This window comes from Proteus sp. ZN5, from assembly GCF_011046025.1.
Classification (GTDB): domain Bacteria; phylum Pseudomonadota; class Gammaproteobacteria; order Enterobacterales; family Enterobacteriaceae; genus Proteus.
In genome coordinates, this window is sequence record NZ_CP047639.1 from 1656824 (window position 1) to 1670619 (window position 13796).

General features: G+C 33.8%; 17 protein-coding genes and 3 pseudogenes. 10 read left to right on the forward strand and 10 right to left on the reverse strand.

From position 1 onward, the window contains the following. Positions 1–157 precede the first annotated feature (157 nt). Positions 158–556: pseudogene (locus GTK47_RS07700) on the reverse strand (site-specific integrase); the annotation flags it as partial. After that, the gene (locus GTK47_RS07705; RefSeq protein WP_165122634.1) at positions 555–800 is read right to left on the reverse strand and encodes a hypothetical protein; all 246 of its coding nucleotides are present in this window, start codon (positions 798–800) and stop codon (positions 555–557) included. The pseudogene GTK47_RS07700 and the gene GTK47_RS07705, both read right to left, overlap by 2 nt. A gap of 73 nt (positions 801–873) precedes the next feature. On the opposite strand from GTK47_RS07705, the gene GTK47_RS07710 reads away from it, so the two are divergent. Further along, positions 874–1284, forward strand: coding sequence for a hypothetical protein (locus GTK47_RS07710; RefSeq protein WP_165122635.1), 411 nt, complete (start codon positions 874–876; stop codon positions 1282–1284). A gap of 108 nt (positions 1285–1392) precedes the next feature. Here GTK47_RS07710 and GTK47_RS07715 read toward each other — a convergent pair whose 3' ends face one another. Continuing rightward, entirely contained in the window at positions 1393–2061 is a 669-nt protein-coding gene (locus tag GTK47_RS07715) for a hypothetical protein (RefSeq protein WP_165122636.1), read from the reverse strand. Positions 2062–2331: 270 nt separating this feature from the next. Here GTK47_RS07715 and GTK47_RS07720 point away from each other — a divergent pair, with 270 nt between their 5' ends. Further along, positions 2332–2556, forward strand: a complete 225-nt coding sequence (locus GTK47_RS07720; protein WP_165122637.1) for a hypothetical protein — start codon at positions 2332–2334, stop codon at positions 2554–2556. Positions 2557–2926: 370 nt separating this feature from the next. Next, the gene (locus GTK47_RS07725) at positions 2927–3283 is read left to right on the forward strand and encodes a hypothetical protein (protein WP_165122638.1); all 357 of its coding nucleotides are present in this window, start codon (positions 2927–2929) and stop codon (positions 3281–3283) included. A 327-nt stretch (positions 3284–3610) separates the two neighbouring features. Here the strand turns inward: GTK47_RS07725 and GTK47_RS07730 are convergent, their stop codons facing one another. Together GTK47_RS07730 and GTK47_RS07735 are read right to left on the reverse strand one after the other, a co-directional pair. Then, positions 3611–4198 carry a tetratricopeptide repeat protein gene (locus GTK47_RS07730; protein WP_165122639.1) on the reverse strand — a complete coding sequence of 196 codons (588 nt, stop codon included), beginning with the start codon at positions 4196–4198 and terminating at the stop codon, positions 3611–3613. Positions 4199–4252: 54 nt separating this feature from the next. Continuing rightward, on the reverse strand, positions 4253–4471 hold the full coding sequence (locus tag GTK47_RS07735; RefSeq protein WP_165121739.1) for a hypothetical protein: 219 nt from the start codon (positions 4469–4471) through the stop codon (positions 4253–4255). Here GTK47_RS07735 and GTK47_RS20485 point away from each other — a divergent pair. Then, positions 4369–4575 (forward strand): annotated as a pseudogene (locus tag GTK47_RS20485) (integrase); the annotation flags it as partial. The gene GTK47_RS07735 and the pseudogene GTK47_RS20485 sit on opposite strands and share 103 nt — an antisense overlap. 41 nt (positions 4576–4616) lie before the next feature. Here GTK47_RS20485 and GTK47_RS20490 read toward each other — a convergent pair. Then, positions 4617–4716: pseudogene (locus GTK47_RS20490) on the reverse strand (hypothetical protein); the annotation flags it as partial. Positions 4717–4820: 104 nt separating this feature from the next. On the opposite strand from GTK47_RS20490, the gene GTK47_RS07740 reads away from it, so the two are divergent. From GTK47_RS07740 to GTK47_RS07750, 3 genes are all read left to right on the forward strand, one after another. After that, complete coding sequence (locus GTK47_RS07740) at positions 4821–5336, forward strand: GNAT family N-acetyltransferase (RefSeq protein WP_165122640.1); 516 nt, start codon at positions 4821–4823, stop codon at positions 5334–5336. A gap of 123 nt (positions 5337–5459) precedes the next feature. Next, entirely contained in the window at positions 5460–5834 is a 375-nt protein-coding gene (locus tag GTK47_RS07745; protein ID WP_165122641.1) for a hypothetical protein, read from the forward strand. A gap of 99 nt (positions 5835–5933) precedes the next feature. Continuing rightward, the gene (locus tag GTK47_RS07750; RefSeq protein WP_165122642.1) at positions 5934–6473 is read left to right on the forward strand and encodes a hypothetical protein; all 540 of its coding nucleotides are present in this window, start codon (positions 5934–5936) and stop codon (positions 6471–6473) included. A gap of 147 nt (positions 6474–6620) precedes the next feature. Here the strand turns inward: GTK47_RS07750 and GTK47_RS07755 are convergent, their stop codons facing one another. Both GTK47_RS07755 and GTK47_RS07760 read right to left on the reverse strand, forming a co-directional pair. Then, positions 6621–6929, reverse strand: a complete 309-nt coding sequence (locus GTK47_RS07755) for a helix-turn-helix transcriptional regulator (RefSeq protein ID WP_165122643.1) — start codon at positions 6927–6929, stop codon at positions 6621–6623. A 361-nt stretch (positions 6930–7290) separates the two neighbouring features. Then, positions 7291–7800 (reverse strand): DUF523 domain-containing protein, encoded by a 510-nt coding sequence (locus GTK47_RS07760; protein ID WP_165122644.1) that lies wholly within the window; start codon positions 7798–7800, stop codon positions 7291–7293. A gap of 197 nt (positions 7801–7997) precedes the next feature. Here GTK47_RS07760 and GTK47_RS07765 point away from each other — a divergent pair, with 197 nt between their 5' ends. The 3 genes from GTK47_RS07765 to tnpA all read left to right on the forward strand — a co-directional run bounded on the left by GTK47_RS07765 (position 7998) and on the right by tnpA (position 10510). Beyond that, complete coding sequence (locus tag GTK47_RS07765; RefSeq protein ID WP_165122645.1) at positions 7998–8417, forward strand: hypothetical protein; 420 nt, start codon at positions 7998–8000, stop codon at positions 8415–8417. A gap of 125 nt (positions 8418–8542) precedes the next feature. Next, positions 8543–9874, forward strand: a complete 1332-nt coding sequence (locus GTK47_RS07770; RefSeq protein ID WP_165122646.1) for a Fic family protein — start codon at positions 8543–8545, stop codon at positions 9872–9874. A 180-nt stretch (positions 9875–10054) separates the two neighbouring features. Continuing rightward, positions 10055–10510 (forward strand): IS200/IS605 family transposase, encoded by a 456-nt coding sequence (gene tnpA / locus GTK47_RS07775; RefSeq protein WP_165121832.1) that lies wholly within the window; start codon positions 10055–10057, stop codon positions 10508–10510. Between the two features lie 120 nt (positions 10511–10630). Here the strand turns inward: tnpA and GTK47_RS07780 are convergent, their stop codons facing one another. Both GTK47_RS07780 and GTK47_RS07785 read right to left on the reverse strand, forming a co-directional pair. After that, positions 10631–12367 carry a type VI secretion system baseplate subunit TssF gene (locus GTK47_RS07780; protein ID WP_165122647.1) on the reverse strand — a complete coding sequence of 579 codons (1737 nt, stop codon included), beginning with the start codon at positions 12365–12367 and terminating at the stop codon, positions 10631–10633. A 60-nt stretch (positions 12368–12427) separates the two neighbouring features. Next, positions 12428–13759: a VasL domain-containing protein gene (locus GTK47_RS07785; protein ID WP_165122648.1), complete on the reverse strand. Its 1332-nt coding sequence runs from the start codon at positions 13757–13759 to the stop codon at positions 12428–12430. Between the last annotated feature and the right edge of the window lie 37 nt (positions 13760–13796).

Consider the following 13796-nt stretch of genomic DNA (forward strand, 5'->3'; position numbering starts at 1 on the left):
GAAATCATGCAAGGTATATAAATCCTTATAAATCAAAAAGATGAAATCTTATGAAATTATATGAAACTCAATGAAATCAGTATGTAACGCCCTTCTAAGCCGTAGGTCACAGGTTCGAATCCTGTAGGGCGTACCATTTAAAATCAATTAGTTACCATCATTTAAAATTCTCTACTTTTCTTAAGTGGGACGCATTTGGGACACAAGTTCCGAAAATGGTGTCTATTTGCTTTGCATGTTCAGTTAAATGATTTGGTGCTAGATGAGCATACCTCCTAACCATTTCTATACTTTTCCAACCACCCATTTCTTGCAATACTGAAAGTGGCACCCCTGACTGAATTAACCAACTCGCCCATGTATGGCGAAGATCATGAAAGCGGAAGTTTTCTATTCCTGCTCTTTTTAGTGCTGCTCTCCATGCTGTGTTAGAATCAATTCGCATTTTTCTAACACTTGGTGTTAATGTTCCGTCTGGTCTCTTCTTTGACTCCGTGTGAACAAATACCCATTTATGATGGTTTCCTATCTGGTGTTGGTGCAGTGGGTTACTGCTAAAGAGAGGATCCTAACTTAGCGACAACTTCGTCGTAATTAACTTCAAATTCTTCGCAGGTTTCTTGTAAGGCACTAAATACAATAGCTTGGTTTACAGCTTGAGCCTCATCTTGAGTTAGTAAATCATCACGGTAGTCATAAAAGGCTACTGCTGATAATCTTTCGCCCAATATTTCCGTTCCTACATTTATAGACGGCTCCTTACCATCTTCATATTCAACTACAAATGTCATTTTTCCCATGTCATGCTCCCTTCGTTATTAATAAAAATACTGATATAATTCATTTGGTTAAAAATTAAATAGATTTATGATTATGAAATTACTTATCGTTGCTGCACTCTTATTCTCTACGCCTGTTATGGCTGCAAATCAGTGCAATCCTGATGATGTTTGTTTGAAATTTGAATCTAGTAATGCGTCAAAAGAAATTAGATGCAAATCTATTAGCACGGCTTCAATAGTCGATAATGATGATCATGGGCGAGTGTTATCTGTATCGGTGTATAGGCGGCAGGCATTTCATGATTACAATCAAGAATACAATCATAGGGAATCAAAAATTTATATTATGAATGAAGAGTTTAAGCTTCAATTCGAAACAGATAAAAATGTAATAATGGATTTAATGCTAATACTTGATAATCAGCGTAAAAGTAAAGCGGCAGAGGAGTTGATTTCATGTCATGATTATTTGCGTTCAAACAAACTATTATCTCGCAGTTAGTATTTTGTATCTCATACTATTTATCAATTCACAACCAGTTATGCCCTGACAGACAAAAGAAAGGGGCCGTATAATTGATCTCTTAATAGAATATGTTATTGAGTAATATTAATAATGTTCAATTCTAACTGTCCCGTCAGGAACGCCATATAGACTTAATGACCAGCATGCCTCTCCCACGGCGGAGACATATGGTTTGGCATCAGGAGGGATCCCTTCAAGCGAATTAACCCACTCATTAACAGATTCCTTACTTTTTTCATCCCTCTGAGCTTTGCCCATCTGCCTGCACACCATTCTGGATAACGCATCAGCGCCATCCTGATCATGCAGATACCTGCTCTGTAATACGCTATACCCTCGATTTAATTGCCGTGTTGCAAATGATATTCCTTCGAGTCTAGCTATGCACTCAGGGTCATTTGAGCATAGTTCCGCGTGTGCTTCTTGTTGTTCCTTGTCTGCCAATTGTTTGGCTTTAATTCTATCTATTTCACTATTGTAATTAGCCAGCCATATATCGAAATAGCATTTAGAATCCCATCGGCATGACATGGTTGCTGGCTTTGCTAATTTATTGCCTGTTATATCGAAATACTCTTGCTGGAGAGCAAGGACACTAGACATGCTACCATCCGGCAATCTAAATCTTTCCTCGCTCATTTTTGCGTACTGTTCACCTTCGTTTTTGGGTGGAACAATGACATACCCGACAAAGAAGAAAACAGAAACCAACAAAAGCGGTTTCAGTATAGATACTGTAGCTTTTTTGTTCATTTATCTGCCTAGTAGTTTAGCTATTGCCAGTGAATAAATCTTACTATGACATCAACGCAAATCCAAACAAGCGCCGGGGAAATTCGATTTAATCCCTCGCCTGTTTTGTTTTAACGCCTGAAAATACTGCTACATTAGGTAAGCAATAGTTAGGTGCTAATAAAGAATTAATTACTGAGGGGCTTACACAAGTCATTCAGTTGGGACGCTAAAATCATTCAGATGGTTGTTAATTTGATTAAAACAGTTAGTAAACTAGTTGAAAGTACGGTGGGCTGGAAAGGTGCCATTCTTGGTATCATCACCATTCTGGCTATACTCAAAAAATCAATGATCAGGGCGTTTATTGCTAACCCGATAACATGGGTGATTGCTGGCATTGTGGGCTTAATGCTCTTGTTTGATGATCTAATGGTTTACCTTGAGGGGGCTATTCACTCTTTGGTGACTTTTGGGAGCCCGCTAAGCAGGACATTAGAACAAGTGATGCTGTGAAAGCAGTCACCTTATCTGCCAGCGGAACTGATACGGCCATAAAACGAACATATCAAAATATCCAAAGTGCTATAAATTCCAATTAAAAAAGTAGGGCTGAAGTAGAAAAATAACAAGATAACACCGCCAAAGCTAAAGCCTAGGCGGTAAACTTTGATGATTTAGATACTAGTACGAGCGAGGGGAAAATATGCAGAAAACAACCAAGACGAAAACCAATCGTTATTTTAATGGAGTGCCGACAACGCGCCTAATCGTGACATGTGAACAATCCCTCATTAATAAGCTGTAGCATGAAATTTAATGATTTATGTAAGGGCACATATACAATATACAAATATAAAATTTAACTAAGTGGCAGGGTGGTAAGATGAAAACAATCATAATGGTTAGTGTTTTTGTATTAAATTTGTTTTCTGTTAACGCAGAGGCAAAGTCGAATTATACGTTCGAAGAATTAGAACAAATGATCCATGATGGTAATAAAATTCCTGATAGTAAAACGCCTGTTTTATCAAAGTTTTATAGTTTTGATAGTCCTTTTAAAGAATGTAGGAAGGGGGCTGATGTAGTAATAGAAAACGCCAAAGGTATGTTTCCCGTAGTGATAGATATCGATAACGAAAAAGAAAAGCATTTTAAATTTAGAGCTGCGCAATTACGTGATGTTTTTACATTAGAATGCGTTAACGATGAACAGCGTGTTTATAATGCAGAATATAAATAAAATTTCGGGAGACGTTAGGAGTGATGATTTATACATATCATAGAAGATAGTTTTCGGACACGTTAGAAAGACTGTAAATATAGGGAGATAGAGACAAAAATAATTATTAAATCCTAACAAGTCTTTACGTTTTTCTAATGCCAAAATCTTAAGGTTTCCCAAGGTTTATTAGTGTTGAATCTTAGGATATCTTAGGTATAAGATTTGATAGGGTAACAGCATAAGATAATGAGAGTTTACAATTGAAGGGATGAAAAATAGTTATACGAATATCTTTCCCCCTCTTTATAATTAGTACCGCATTGGCGTATTAGGCATTTATTGGTTTTAAAAACAACTCTCGTTTACATGTTTAATAGCCTCACATCCACCTTGGTTTCCATTATCACAGGCTTTACAAAACCAATCTTTAGCCTGCTTATAATCTCTAGGAACACCTTCTCCATTGAGATACATAAAAGCTAAACGAAGTTGCGCAAAGGAGTCTCCTTGATTAGCCGCTTTTTCAAACCATGCTCTAGCCTTATTATAATCTTGCGGCACTTCCTTTCCCTCTAAATACATTAGTCCTAGCATGAATTGAGCTATATTACTTCCCTGATCAGCCGCTTTTTCATACCACTCAGTAGACTTTTTGTTGTCCTGCTCCACTCCTTCTCCAAAGGAGTACATTAACCCAAGCATGAGTGATGCTTCTGCAACTCCCTGTTCAGATGATTTTTCAAACCATTTTTTAGCTTCCCCATAGTCCTTCTGTATACCATCACCAGTCTTATACAACAGCCCCATCTTGAATTGTGCTTTAGCATCTCCTTGAGAAGCGTTATCACATAGCTCCGTATCAGCTATTTCACAAACCGCTGCTACCACTGACACTGAGAAAAATAGACAAAAACAGAATAATATTTTTTTCATATAACACCTTGTTAAAATTGATTCTTCTAATCTCTTTTATGTTAAATGGGTGAGTTAGTTAGCAAAACCGCCCGTTGATACCTTATTTAATTTTAGTTTCCTGGCAATATCCCTATGACGCTTCCATGCAGAATAAATATCTTTATCCCATGCTTTACCTGCCTTAGTTTGATAAGCTGAAAAAGATAAGACAAGCATGTAACCAAGTATTCCGCTATGCAATCGTAACAGGGCGAGCTGAGTATAAACCTGCATCTGAATTAGCTGGCGCATTGTCTACACCGAAAGCCAAACATTTCCCTCATTTGAATGTTAATGAGTTACCTGAGTTTTTACAGGCGCTATCTATATGCAGTGGAAGTAAGATCACTCAGATTCCTTGTAGTGCTGTTAGCAGTACACCAGATTGAATTAATCAACTTGCCCAAGTATGTCTTAAGTCGTGAAAACGAAAGCTCTCGATGCTAACTTCTTTTCCACGTTGTGTTTGAATCAACTCGTATATTTCTAATTTGTGGTGTCATTTTCGTTTGTTGTGCTGTACAACTAATTATTAACTCAGATATTAATAATTTAATAAAATAGAACTACATTAATATTATAAAAACCTTACAGGAAAATCATGGTGTTTACCTTAACCCAAATAACTGAAAATGATTGGGATTTTTTCAGAAAGTTATATGCAGATGCTGGGATAATGAGGTTTATTTCTGATCCACTAAATGAACAGCAAATTAAAGATGCCTTTGATAGCCGCCTGCCAGAATGGGATATAGAGTCTTCTCATTGGTTATGCTTTGTGATCCGAAGAAAAGTTGACGGGCTCCCAATGGGGTTAACCGGCTTAGTAGTTCTTGATAATGTTGAACCTACAGCCGAGGTGGGATACATGATCGCGAGTGAATTTTCTGGTATGTCTTTGGCTACTGATTCATTATCTGCCTTATTATCACTACCCGAACTATCTGCTATTTCGCGCTATCAGGCCGTGATCACGAGCGGAAACAATGCATCAGTACGCGTTCTGGAAAAAAACGGATTTACCCTTAAAGAGATCATTAAGGATAATTACACGATTGGCGGAGTTATGTTTGATGACTGTATTTATATGCTGAACAAAAAAACTGAGTTAAATTAGTCAATAAATCTTAAAGGTCGCCATGTGCGATCTTTTTTCGTATATAGCCACCGCAAATCATCTAGTTTAATTACTGCTGAAATAAGGGATGAAATTCATAAAAACACAAGGTGATCTACAAAAATGAAATTCTTAGCTATTTTTTCGCTCTTATTCTCAACATTCGCAATGGCTGTTAATCAATGCAAGCCTGATGATATTTGTTTATCTTTCAAAACGAGTAAAGGTGAGCTTTCTATTGCATGTAAAAATATAGAGTCAGTGGAAATTGCCACTCACATACAAGAAAATGATTCTTTGGGAATTAGACTTAAAAATAATACTGAATTGAGTGATTTTTCTGTTAAAAATATCGGCCAAGTGGCAGATATTAATATTAATGGAATCAAGTATACTCATGCTGTCATTACATCTCGTATGGATACTTCTATTAGAATTACAATAACTTCAAACCCTAATTTTCAATTAGTAGATGATTTGATAAAGTGTGTTAATTAAACGTGATGCAGTAACCTAAATCTTCATGAAAAGCATAAACTATTTCATTATATTCAACAGTATACGAGTTTAATGAAAAGAGTATAAAAGGAATAAAATATGCCTTTACCTAACAGATTGAAACCAATAAAAACAAATAAAGCTAAACTTAATGAGTTGATCGATTTACTACAGAAGATAACTAATAAAATCGATAATGGTGCAACTGAAAATGATCCTGATATTAAAACCATGATGGCAAATTGGAATGCAGAGGTAGTAACTCCTTGTGAGTTTTCAGATTTTCGTGATTATAATTCTTGGACAAGTGCAAAGGAGTTTACAAAAATAGCGTTTAATCAGGTGAAATATCTGGGCGATCTGACTTATGAAGAGTTAATTAATATTGTTGATTTTATATGTTTAGCTGAAGGCAGTGAATCTGAACAATCTTACGCAATGAAGTTACTTGAGATAAACTTTAAATCCTTTTCTTCGGATCTTATTTATTGGCCAGATGAGTATTTTAATCTTGAAGAGGTCGATGATTTATCATCAGAAGAAATAGCGGCTTATTTAATGGAAGGATCTCATCGAAAATTATCTAATGCTCCAGAAATTCGATTAAAATATTTAATCGTTAAAGAGATTAACAATTGATTTTTTATTTTAACAATAAATCAAGCGATTGATTTTATAAATAGATGAGGTTCTATTTAAATAAAAGAAGATGAAAAATTGCGATATTCTTTAACTAAAATAGTTTAAATATTAAATTAGATAGCGCTAAATAATATTACTGTATTTTTATCTAAGATTGCGGCGCTTCTTATTTCTTAATACAAAAATTTCATTTGATGACAACGTCGTTTCAGCACAAGCATTTAGCATTGGTGACATTATTTCAGGCGCAACTAACAAACTTTGTGGTGATATTCCTAATATTAAAGCAATAGCAATAAGCTGATCGACGGTTATTTTAAGATGCCCATTTTCCAAACGTGAATAGTGTTGCTGACTGATACCAAGCCTTCTTGCCATCTCGATACCTGTTATTTTTAATTGCTTTCTTTTCTGTTTAATTCTCTGACCTACAACAATATTAATTGAACTCATATTAATTCCTCTTTTTAAAAGAGATTACAGTAAAAATACTTAAAGATCGATATGAGCGATCAAAAATAGATTATCAATAGTTAATATCTATCGGTTTTTATTTATTAAAAGATTTAAACCGTTTTACCTAAATCAAATAATTAGATAAATTATATTAGCCTTTGACAGTGTTTTTGTTTGTTAATGACAAAATACGAGTATTAATTAAGAATAATATGAGATAATTGTAGATTGATAAGAATGGAAGACTCCATTTTGTAGAGCCTGTTTGAAACGATAGATGATGATCCGTATCCGACAAGAATAACTTAATGTTTTTCAAATGATTATTTGATTAAGCTATTATCTATTCAGATTTTTATCATAAAATAGTATTTTCCTTATCCCAATTTTCTACCCAATCAATTAATTCATCCAACTGATTTTCAGAAAATACCTTTATACCATGTTGACGTAATAAGGTTGTTGCAACACCTTCTCCTTGCTTTGTCACTCCAGAAAAATTGCCATCGTAGATATATTGGCTACCACAGGTTGGGCTTTTATCGGTTAATAGGGCAACGATACAGTTAGAATCTAAAGCTGTGCGCAAAGCAAGCCATGCTGCAAGTTGGTAATGTGCGGTCACATCGTTACCTGTGTTTTCAATCACTTTTGCATTATTTTGCATAACTTGATAACCATCAGATCCTGATATTTCAGCCGAGGCTCTGGGGGTTGGTAACCCTGCTGCAAGTTCAGGGCAGTGGATCACTAATCGTTGCTCTTGTTGCCACTGTTCAAGTACTGTATTTAATCGTGCTTTTTCTGTGCCGTTATAACGAACCTTAAATCCCATCAGGCAAGCACTAACAAGTATTTTATTTTTCATATAAATTTAGTGATCTTACATCCACTTAATGAGATATGTGTTTTGATAGAATTTATATCTTTGGTTGTTATCGTTCAATACATTTATAGGATACAATTCTGTTTAAGCACAAAAAACACGGTATTTCAGTATTTATGGAGCTACTGTGATAAGGCTTAAAATAGAATATTAATAATACCAAGACAGTAGGAAAAAATATGAAAAAAGGATATTGGATTACGTTATTTCTACTGATTTTATTTTCTATTCTTATTTTTTTGATATTAAAAGATATTAAAAATACAAAAGAAAGAGGTAACAGCTACACTGAATATAATATTTTTTCTTATTATCTTAATACTTCCTCTGTGATTAAATCAGTACCTAGAATTTCAAATGATTATTTTTTCACTGGTGATGGGATTATTGATAGAGGGTTTAGAGATGGTAGTGTGACATTTTGCATTATTAATGATTGGAATAAAGCGTATCTACAATTAAGAGAGTATACCGATAAATTAGATTTTCCAGTTTATTATGGGAATCCTAAAGTAAGAGATAGTGAGCAATATCTTGAGATTTATAAATATGATGGTTGTTTACATATTAGCTATTCTGAAAATTATGTAGGTAACTAATAACATACACGAATGCTTATTTAGCATCTTATTCAGTTATATAGTTTAGCCTTTCTTAGATATTGACCTTATAGGATACTTACTGCCATACTAGTCTTACATCAAATTTTAAAAGTTGAGGTATCATGGCAAAACATCCGGTAGAACAATCACCTAGAGTTGATTATGAGAATTTTGACTTCTCTAAAATTAGCCCATACCTCAGTAAATATGGAGTTGTTGATGAAAAAGGAAGGTATTTATCTTGGTCCAAATTAAAGTGGCGGGTACCTAGTAAAGAGGCTCAAAATATTTGGTATGCGGTAAAATTTCTAAGAGATCAAATTAAAAAAGGAATTGGTTTATTTGATAAGAATGGTAATGAGTTTTCATACTGTATTCCTGCTCCATTAGAGCCAAAGTTGCATAAAATTGTGCAATTTGGTACTAGCAAAATGACGGCTATTACAGATCCTGAAGCATCAATTAATATTCAAGAAAATTACCTGTTATCTTCTTTGCTTATGGAAGAAGCCATTACAAGTGCACAATTAGAAGGTGCAGCAACGACAAGAGTCGATGCAAAAAAAATGCTAGAGGAAGAATTAACACCAAGTACACCAGATGAAAGAATGATCCTTAATAATTATATGTTATTAAGGTTAGCAGATAAAAGAAAAAATGAATTATTAACAAGAGATCTACTATTAGAATTTCACTGCATCGCAACTAATGGAGTGTCTGAAAATGAAAATATTCCAGGTGAATTTAGGTGTAGCAACGATATCTATATTGGAAATGATGATAATCCATTATTTTATCCACCTGACTATAATGAGTTAGAAAAAAGATTAGAGTTATTATGTGACTTTGCTAATAGAGAGCATAATGGTGAGAATGGTAATAAATTTATACCTCCTATTATTAAAGCCATTATTCTTCATTTTATGCTAGGTTATGAACATGCATTTAGAGACGGTAACGGTAGAACAGCAAGAGCAATATTTTATTGGTTTATGCTAAAAAATGGATATGATATATTCGAATATATATCAATAAGTAAAATAATTAAAGGGAATCATAGAGAATATGGAATGTCATATTTGAATGTTCAAAAAGATTATGGTGATTTAACTTATTTTATTGATTTTAATATCAGCGTTATTCTAAATGCAGTTGATGAATTACAAGAATATTTAAGAGTGAAAACAAAAGAGTTTTATGATATATCTAATATGCTAGATGAATCAAAATATAAATTTAAATTTAATTTCATTCAAAAAGATCTGATTAAAAAAGGTATCAAAGATCCAGGGCATATATTTACAGTTAAATCAATTAGAAATATATACGGTATTAGTGAAAATACGGCTAGAAAACTACTTAGAGAATTAGAAGTAATGAAAATATTTCTTTCAATAAAAGAAGGACGTACAACTCATTATATTGCTCCAGCTGATTTAAAAAAGAAACTCTAAAAGAGCCCTGTTAAGGGCTTTTTATTATGGGCTTTAGCCAGTTTAAGTCGCGTCAGCGTCTTAAATATAAAACCACCCGCTATGCGGGTGGGTATTAAAGGTTATACCAAGAAAAACACCTTTCCGTTACGATATAGATGTTCAAGCTAATATTCGTAACTTAAATAAGGAAAGGTGTTTATGGGCATTAAAGCACAAAGCTCAGCACATACAAAGTGGCTGTGTAAATACCATATCGTCTTTTCGCCGAAATATAGACGGAAAGTGATTTTTAATAAAATTCGTTCAAGTATAGGTGAAATCCTTCGAGACCTTTGTAAATATAAAGGTGTGGAAATAATCGAAGGGCATCTTATGCCAGATCATGTTCATATGTTAGTGAGTATTCCACCGAAGATATGCGTATCAAGTTTCATGGGATATTTGAAAGGTAAAAGTTCGTTGATGATCTTTGATAGACATGCCAATCTCAAATATAAATTTGGCAACAGAAAGTTTTGGGCGGAAGGGTTCTATGTCACAACAGTTGGACTCAATGAAGCCACAATTCAAAAGTATATCAGAGAGCAAGAAAAGTCGGATTTAATCTCGGATAAATTGAGCAGTAAAGAATATGAAAACCCCTTCAAGGGGTAAGCCAAAGTAGCAAAGACACTTAGCTTGAACGAAGAGAAAGCAGCGTCATTTAGGCGCAGTCGGTAACAAGCCCTTATAGGGCAAGAGCAAACCACCCGTTTTACGGGTGGTTATGATTGGTCACAGAAGTGACTTATAACCCTTTAATGGAGAAGGTGATAAAAACCACTTTATTTTTTCATCAGTTTTAAATTTAATTTTCATTTCCAATAACATATTCTCAGATAAGCAAAAGGGGAAGAAATGATAAAGATGAGAAACAAAAATAAAGGCATCTCCCTCATTATCAAAATAATCAGTATCTAGTATTAATGTTAAAGATAAACAACGATGTGGTTTACCTTTTAAAATATAATCATAAGTCTGACTATTTAAATCAATACAGCCATCCAAGGATTTTTTTATTTTCCTTGTAACTTGTTTATCTAGTTCTGAATAAATTAAATAATCACTTAGCATATTTTTTATTGTTGTAATAGACATTAGCATAAAAGCATTAGCACTATAATGTGACAGTAAATGCCAGTAACACTTATCATCGACAATAGGTGGAAAACATTCTGATAGCGGTGTGATATTTTTGAGTAATAGATTATCAGGCATATTTTCACTGTGTGCATTCAACACACCAATGCTGTTATCTTTATATTTTTCAAAGCCAATATAAGTACAGGAAAAATGTAGACTTGGTGGAGAGATAAGTTCTTCACCTTTATTATCATAGAAATGAACCGTATAGAAGGTTCTTCCAGTGATATCTTTATCTATTGTTAAGGAATAGAAAAGAGAGTTTTGATATTGAGGCAATAGGCGAGATGCTGATGTTAATTCAGTTATCGAATAAAAATGACAGTAAATACCACGCTCTTTTTCATGTGGCTCTAATGAAAGCATGATTTCAGATAAACTTGAAAGATAATGGTTATCTGGAATAGGCAGTAAATAAGATGATTTATTCTCTTGAAAATCAATGATAACTGTATGATCTTTCTCTTTATCAACGGTAGGAATACAGTTAAGTAAAAAACAGTCTTGGCATTGTTCTTCTGTTAATGAAATTTGCTTATTTAAATAAATATTAACTGTAAATTGAGTGCTTTTTTCCCAATTTAACTGCTTGATAATCATTGGAATATCTAAGCTAATAAAGTGGTGAACATGAGGAAGATACAACCCCTCTAATAATTGTTGTGGCACTTTTGGTGTGTTTTCTGATTGTGGAAAAATAGGATAATCTTTACCAATTTGAGAGTTAAAACAAAAAGTTGCATTATCACCATGATAACTTTGATCGGCATGTTTTAATTCAATATAGTCAAAATGCTGTGTTAACCCAAGTAACAAGGTATCTGCAATATTCTTAATTGGGCTAAGAAATAAATTTAGCGAGCAAGATTGCATTTGCTCTATATTACCAAGGTAGGAAAAAGTTAAAGAGATACAACTTTTATTAGGTTGGTGTGTCACTTGTTTCTCAACAAGAGAATAAGGCTCGATATATAAATCGCGACAAGTTGAAAAACACTCATTATTACTGCCTAGAGCACTACTGTTTTTAGGAATGTAATAGCTGTAGTTAATTTCTTTATCACAACTGATTTGAATAATTGATGTTGATGGCAATCCTTTTATTGCTTGAGAGCCGAGACGCTGTAATAGAGGTAGTGTAATTTCCGGGAAAGCATCATCAATTTTTTCTTGCAAATGAGCAGAAAGAAAGGCAAATCCCTCCATTAAATAGCTAGTTTGAGGATCATCTGGCTCTAAAACCTCCGCTAAATGTGGTTTTTTTTGTGCGTAGGATTTAGCCAGTTTTTGCAGGTATTGTCTTTCTTTTAAATATTTAATTTCACTCATGTTAATCTAATATTTACCCTTTAATAATAAATAATATCTGTCATGATTTTTTTGTTATTTTTAATATGAATAAGGCTTTAAACCTAACTCTTCAGCTTCTTTTTGCAGGAGATAATATCGTGCTAATAATCCATTAATATCTGCATCGAGATTATTAATTAATGCGGGAGAGATAGACTGCTCTTTACTTATTTCTTGTGAAAATGCATATAGTTTATTTTCAATAGGAACAGCTTTATTATGGCTTTTTTGAATTTCATAAATAGCTGTTTTTAAATAAGAAAGGGTGAAGCTTCCTCTGTTACGCTCTTGTTGAACAATCCTATCGGAAAGCTGTTGAATTAATTTATTTGTATCAGACCAACTGCTATCAATAGGTGCATTTTCTAATCGTGTAGTAAGGATATTTTGCCATTGTCGTGTTGCGTAAGATTGATCAGCATTATTAGGCCACAGCTTTTTAGCTACTTCCAACATATGATCTGATTTTCTTAACGCAAATATAGGAGACTGTTTTTCCATTAAAACAAGATTATTTGCATATGAACTGATATTTGGTTGATATAACCATTGTGTAATGGCGCCTTCAGGTTGAGCGGTAATTGCGGAGAGCTCTTTTTGCATTGGCAGATAAATCGCCACACCAATAGCAATAAAAATAGCACTGCTGCTTAATAATCCAATAAAAAAGCCTTTCTTTGCACTCATTGTTTTTTTCTCAATGGGGGGATCATCATATAAAACAACCTCGGCTATAGGGTTAGGTTTAGATGTGTTATTTTCTTTAAGTTCATCAGATGCACTGATATAGACAATAGGCGGGATCTTAACGGCATTATTGCTACTTTTTTGAGGTGAATTTTTTGTATTTTGTTCTAAGGTTTTTGCTGCGTTTTGGAAAAACCAAAGTAAATTTTCTAGCTTCGGTAATTTAGGCCAATCTGTATGGGCAAGTTGATCGATAATTAATTGCAAAGCTCTTTCTGATCGATAAATTAAACGTAAATCAGAAGGCGAAAAAGTTAATTGGCGTAATAAAGCTCCCGCTTTGGTATTAAACCAATTAAAGACATCACACCGATGATTGGGTTGAGTCGGCCAAAGATTATCCCACTGACTTACCACTATATTGGCAAGTAATTCACATCCTTCAGTAAAACCATTTAATCCATTTAAATGAAGACGAGCTAGTGTGTAATAACTCCCACTCTGTAAATCAATACCATGGTTTTTAAATAACGTTAGTGAAAGAGATTCAATAAGAGTCCAACTGATCTCAGGTTGAGAAGGATGATTAAGTTTATTAAATTCCGCTTTTAATGCGATAAATTCAGGGATATCTAAAGGAGAGCCTGCAATTTTTATCACAAATTTTTCTTTTGGCGTATTCATGAATGATCCTATCCCCTTATAAATATAAGGGGAAATC

What these genes read in the sequence shown, in the direction of transcription:
- GTK47_RS07765 (WP_165122645.1), top strand. Translation starts at nt 7,998, where the DNA reads ATGAAAAAAGGATATTGGATTACGTTATTTCTACTGATTTTATTTTCT.
- GTK47_RS07785 (WP_165122648.1), bottom strand. Translation starts at nt 13,759, where the DNA reads ATGAATACGCCAAAAGAAAAATTTGTGATAAAAATTGCAGGCTCTCCT.
- tnpA (WP_165121832.1), top strand. Translation starts at nt 10,055, where the DNA reads ATGGGCATTAAAGCACAAAGCTCAGCACATACAAAGTGGCTGTGTAAA.
- GTK47_RS07710 (WP_165122635.1), top strand. Translation starts at nt 874, where the DNA reads ATGAAATTACTTATCGTTGCTGCACTCTTATTCTCTACGCCTGTTATG.
- GTK47_RS07760 (WP_165122644.1), bottom strand. Translation starts at nt 7,800, where the DNA reads ATGAAAAATAAAATACTTGTTAGTGCTTGCCTGATGGGATTTAAGGTT.
- GTK47_RS07705 (WP_165122634.1), bottom strand. Translation starts at nt 800, where the DNA reads ATGGGAAAAATGACATTTGTAGTTGAATATGAAGATGGTAAGGAGCCG.
- GTK47_RS07755 (WP_165122643.1), bottom strand. Translation starts at nt 6,929, where the DNA reads ATGAGTTCAATTAATATTGTTGTAGGTCAGAGAATTAAACAGAAAAGA.
- GTK47_RS07740 (WP_165122640.1), top strand. Translation starts at nt 4,821, where the DNA reads ATGGTGTTTACCTTAACCCAAATAACTGAAAATGATTGGGATTTTTTC.
- GTK47_RS07770 (WP_165122646.1), top strand. Translation starts at nt 8,543, where the DNA reads ATGGCAAAACATCCGGTAGAACAATCACCTAGAGTTGATTATGAGAAT.
- GTK47_RS07745 (WP_165122641.1), top strand. Translation starts at nt 5,460, where the DNA reads ATGAAATTCTTAGCTATTTTTTCGCTCTTATTCTCAACATTCGCAATG.
- GTK47_RS07735 (WP_165121739.1), bottom strand. Translation starts at nt 4,471, where the DNA reads ATGCGCCAGCTAATTCAGATGCAGGTTTATACTCAGCTCGCCCTGTTA.
- GTK47_RS07725 (WP_165122638.1), top strand. Translation starts at nt 2,927, where the DNA reads ATGAAAACAATCATAATGGTTAGTGTTTTTGTATTAAATTTGTTTTCT.
- GTK47_RS07715 (WP_165122636.1), bottom strand. Translation starts at nt 2,061, where the DNA reads ATGAACAAAAAAGCTACAGTATCTATACTGAAACCGCTTTTGTTGGTT.
- GTK47_RS07730 (WP_165122639.1), bottom strand. Translation starts at nt 4,198, where the DNA reads ATGAAAAAAATATTATTCTGTTTTTGTCTATTTTTCTCAGTGTCAGTG.
- GTK47_RS07750 (WP_165122642.1), top strand. Translation starts at nt 5,934, where the DNA reads ATGCCTTTACCTAACAGATTGAAACCAATAAAAACAAATAAAGCTAAA.
- GTK47_RS07780 (WP_165122647.1), bottom strand. Translation starts at nt 12,367, where the DNA reads ATGAGTGAAATTAAATATTTAAAAGAAAGACAATACCTGCAAAAACTG.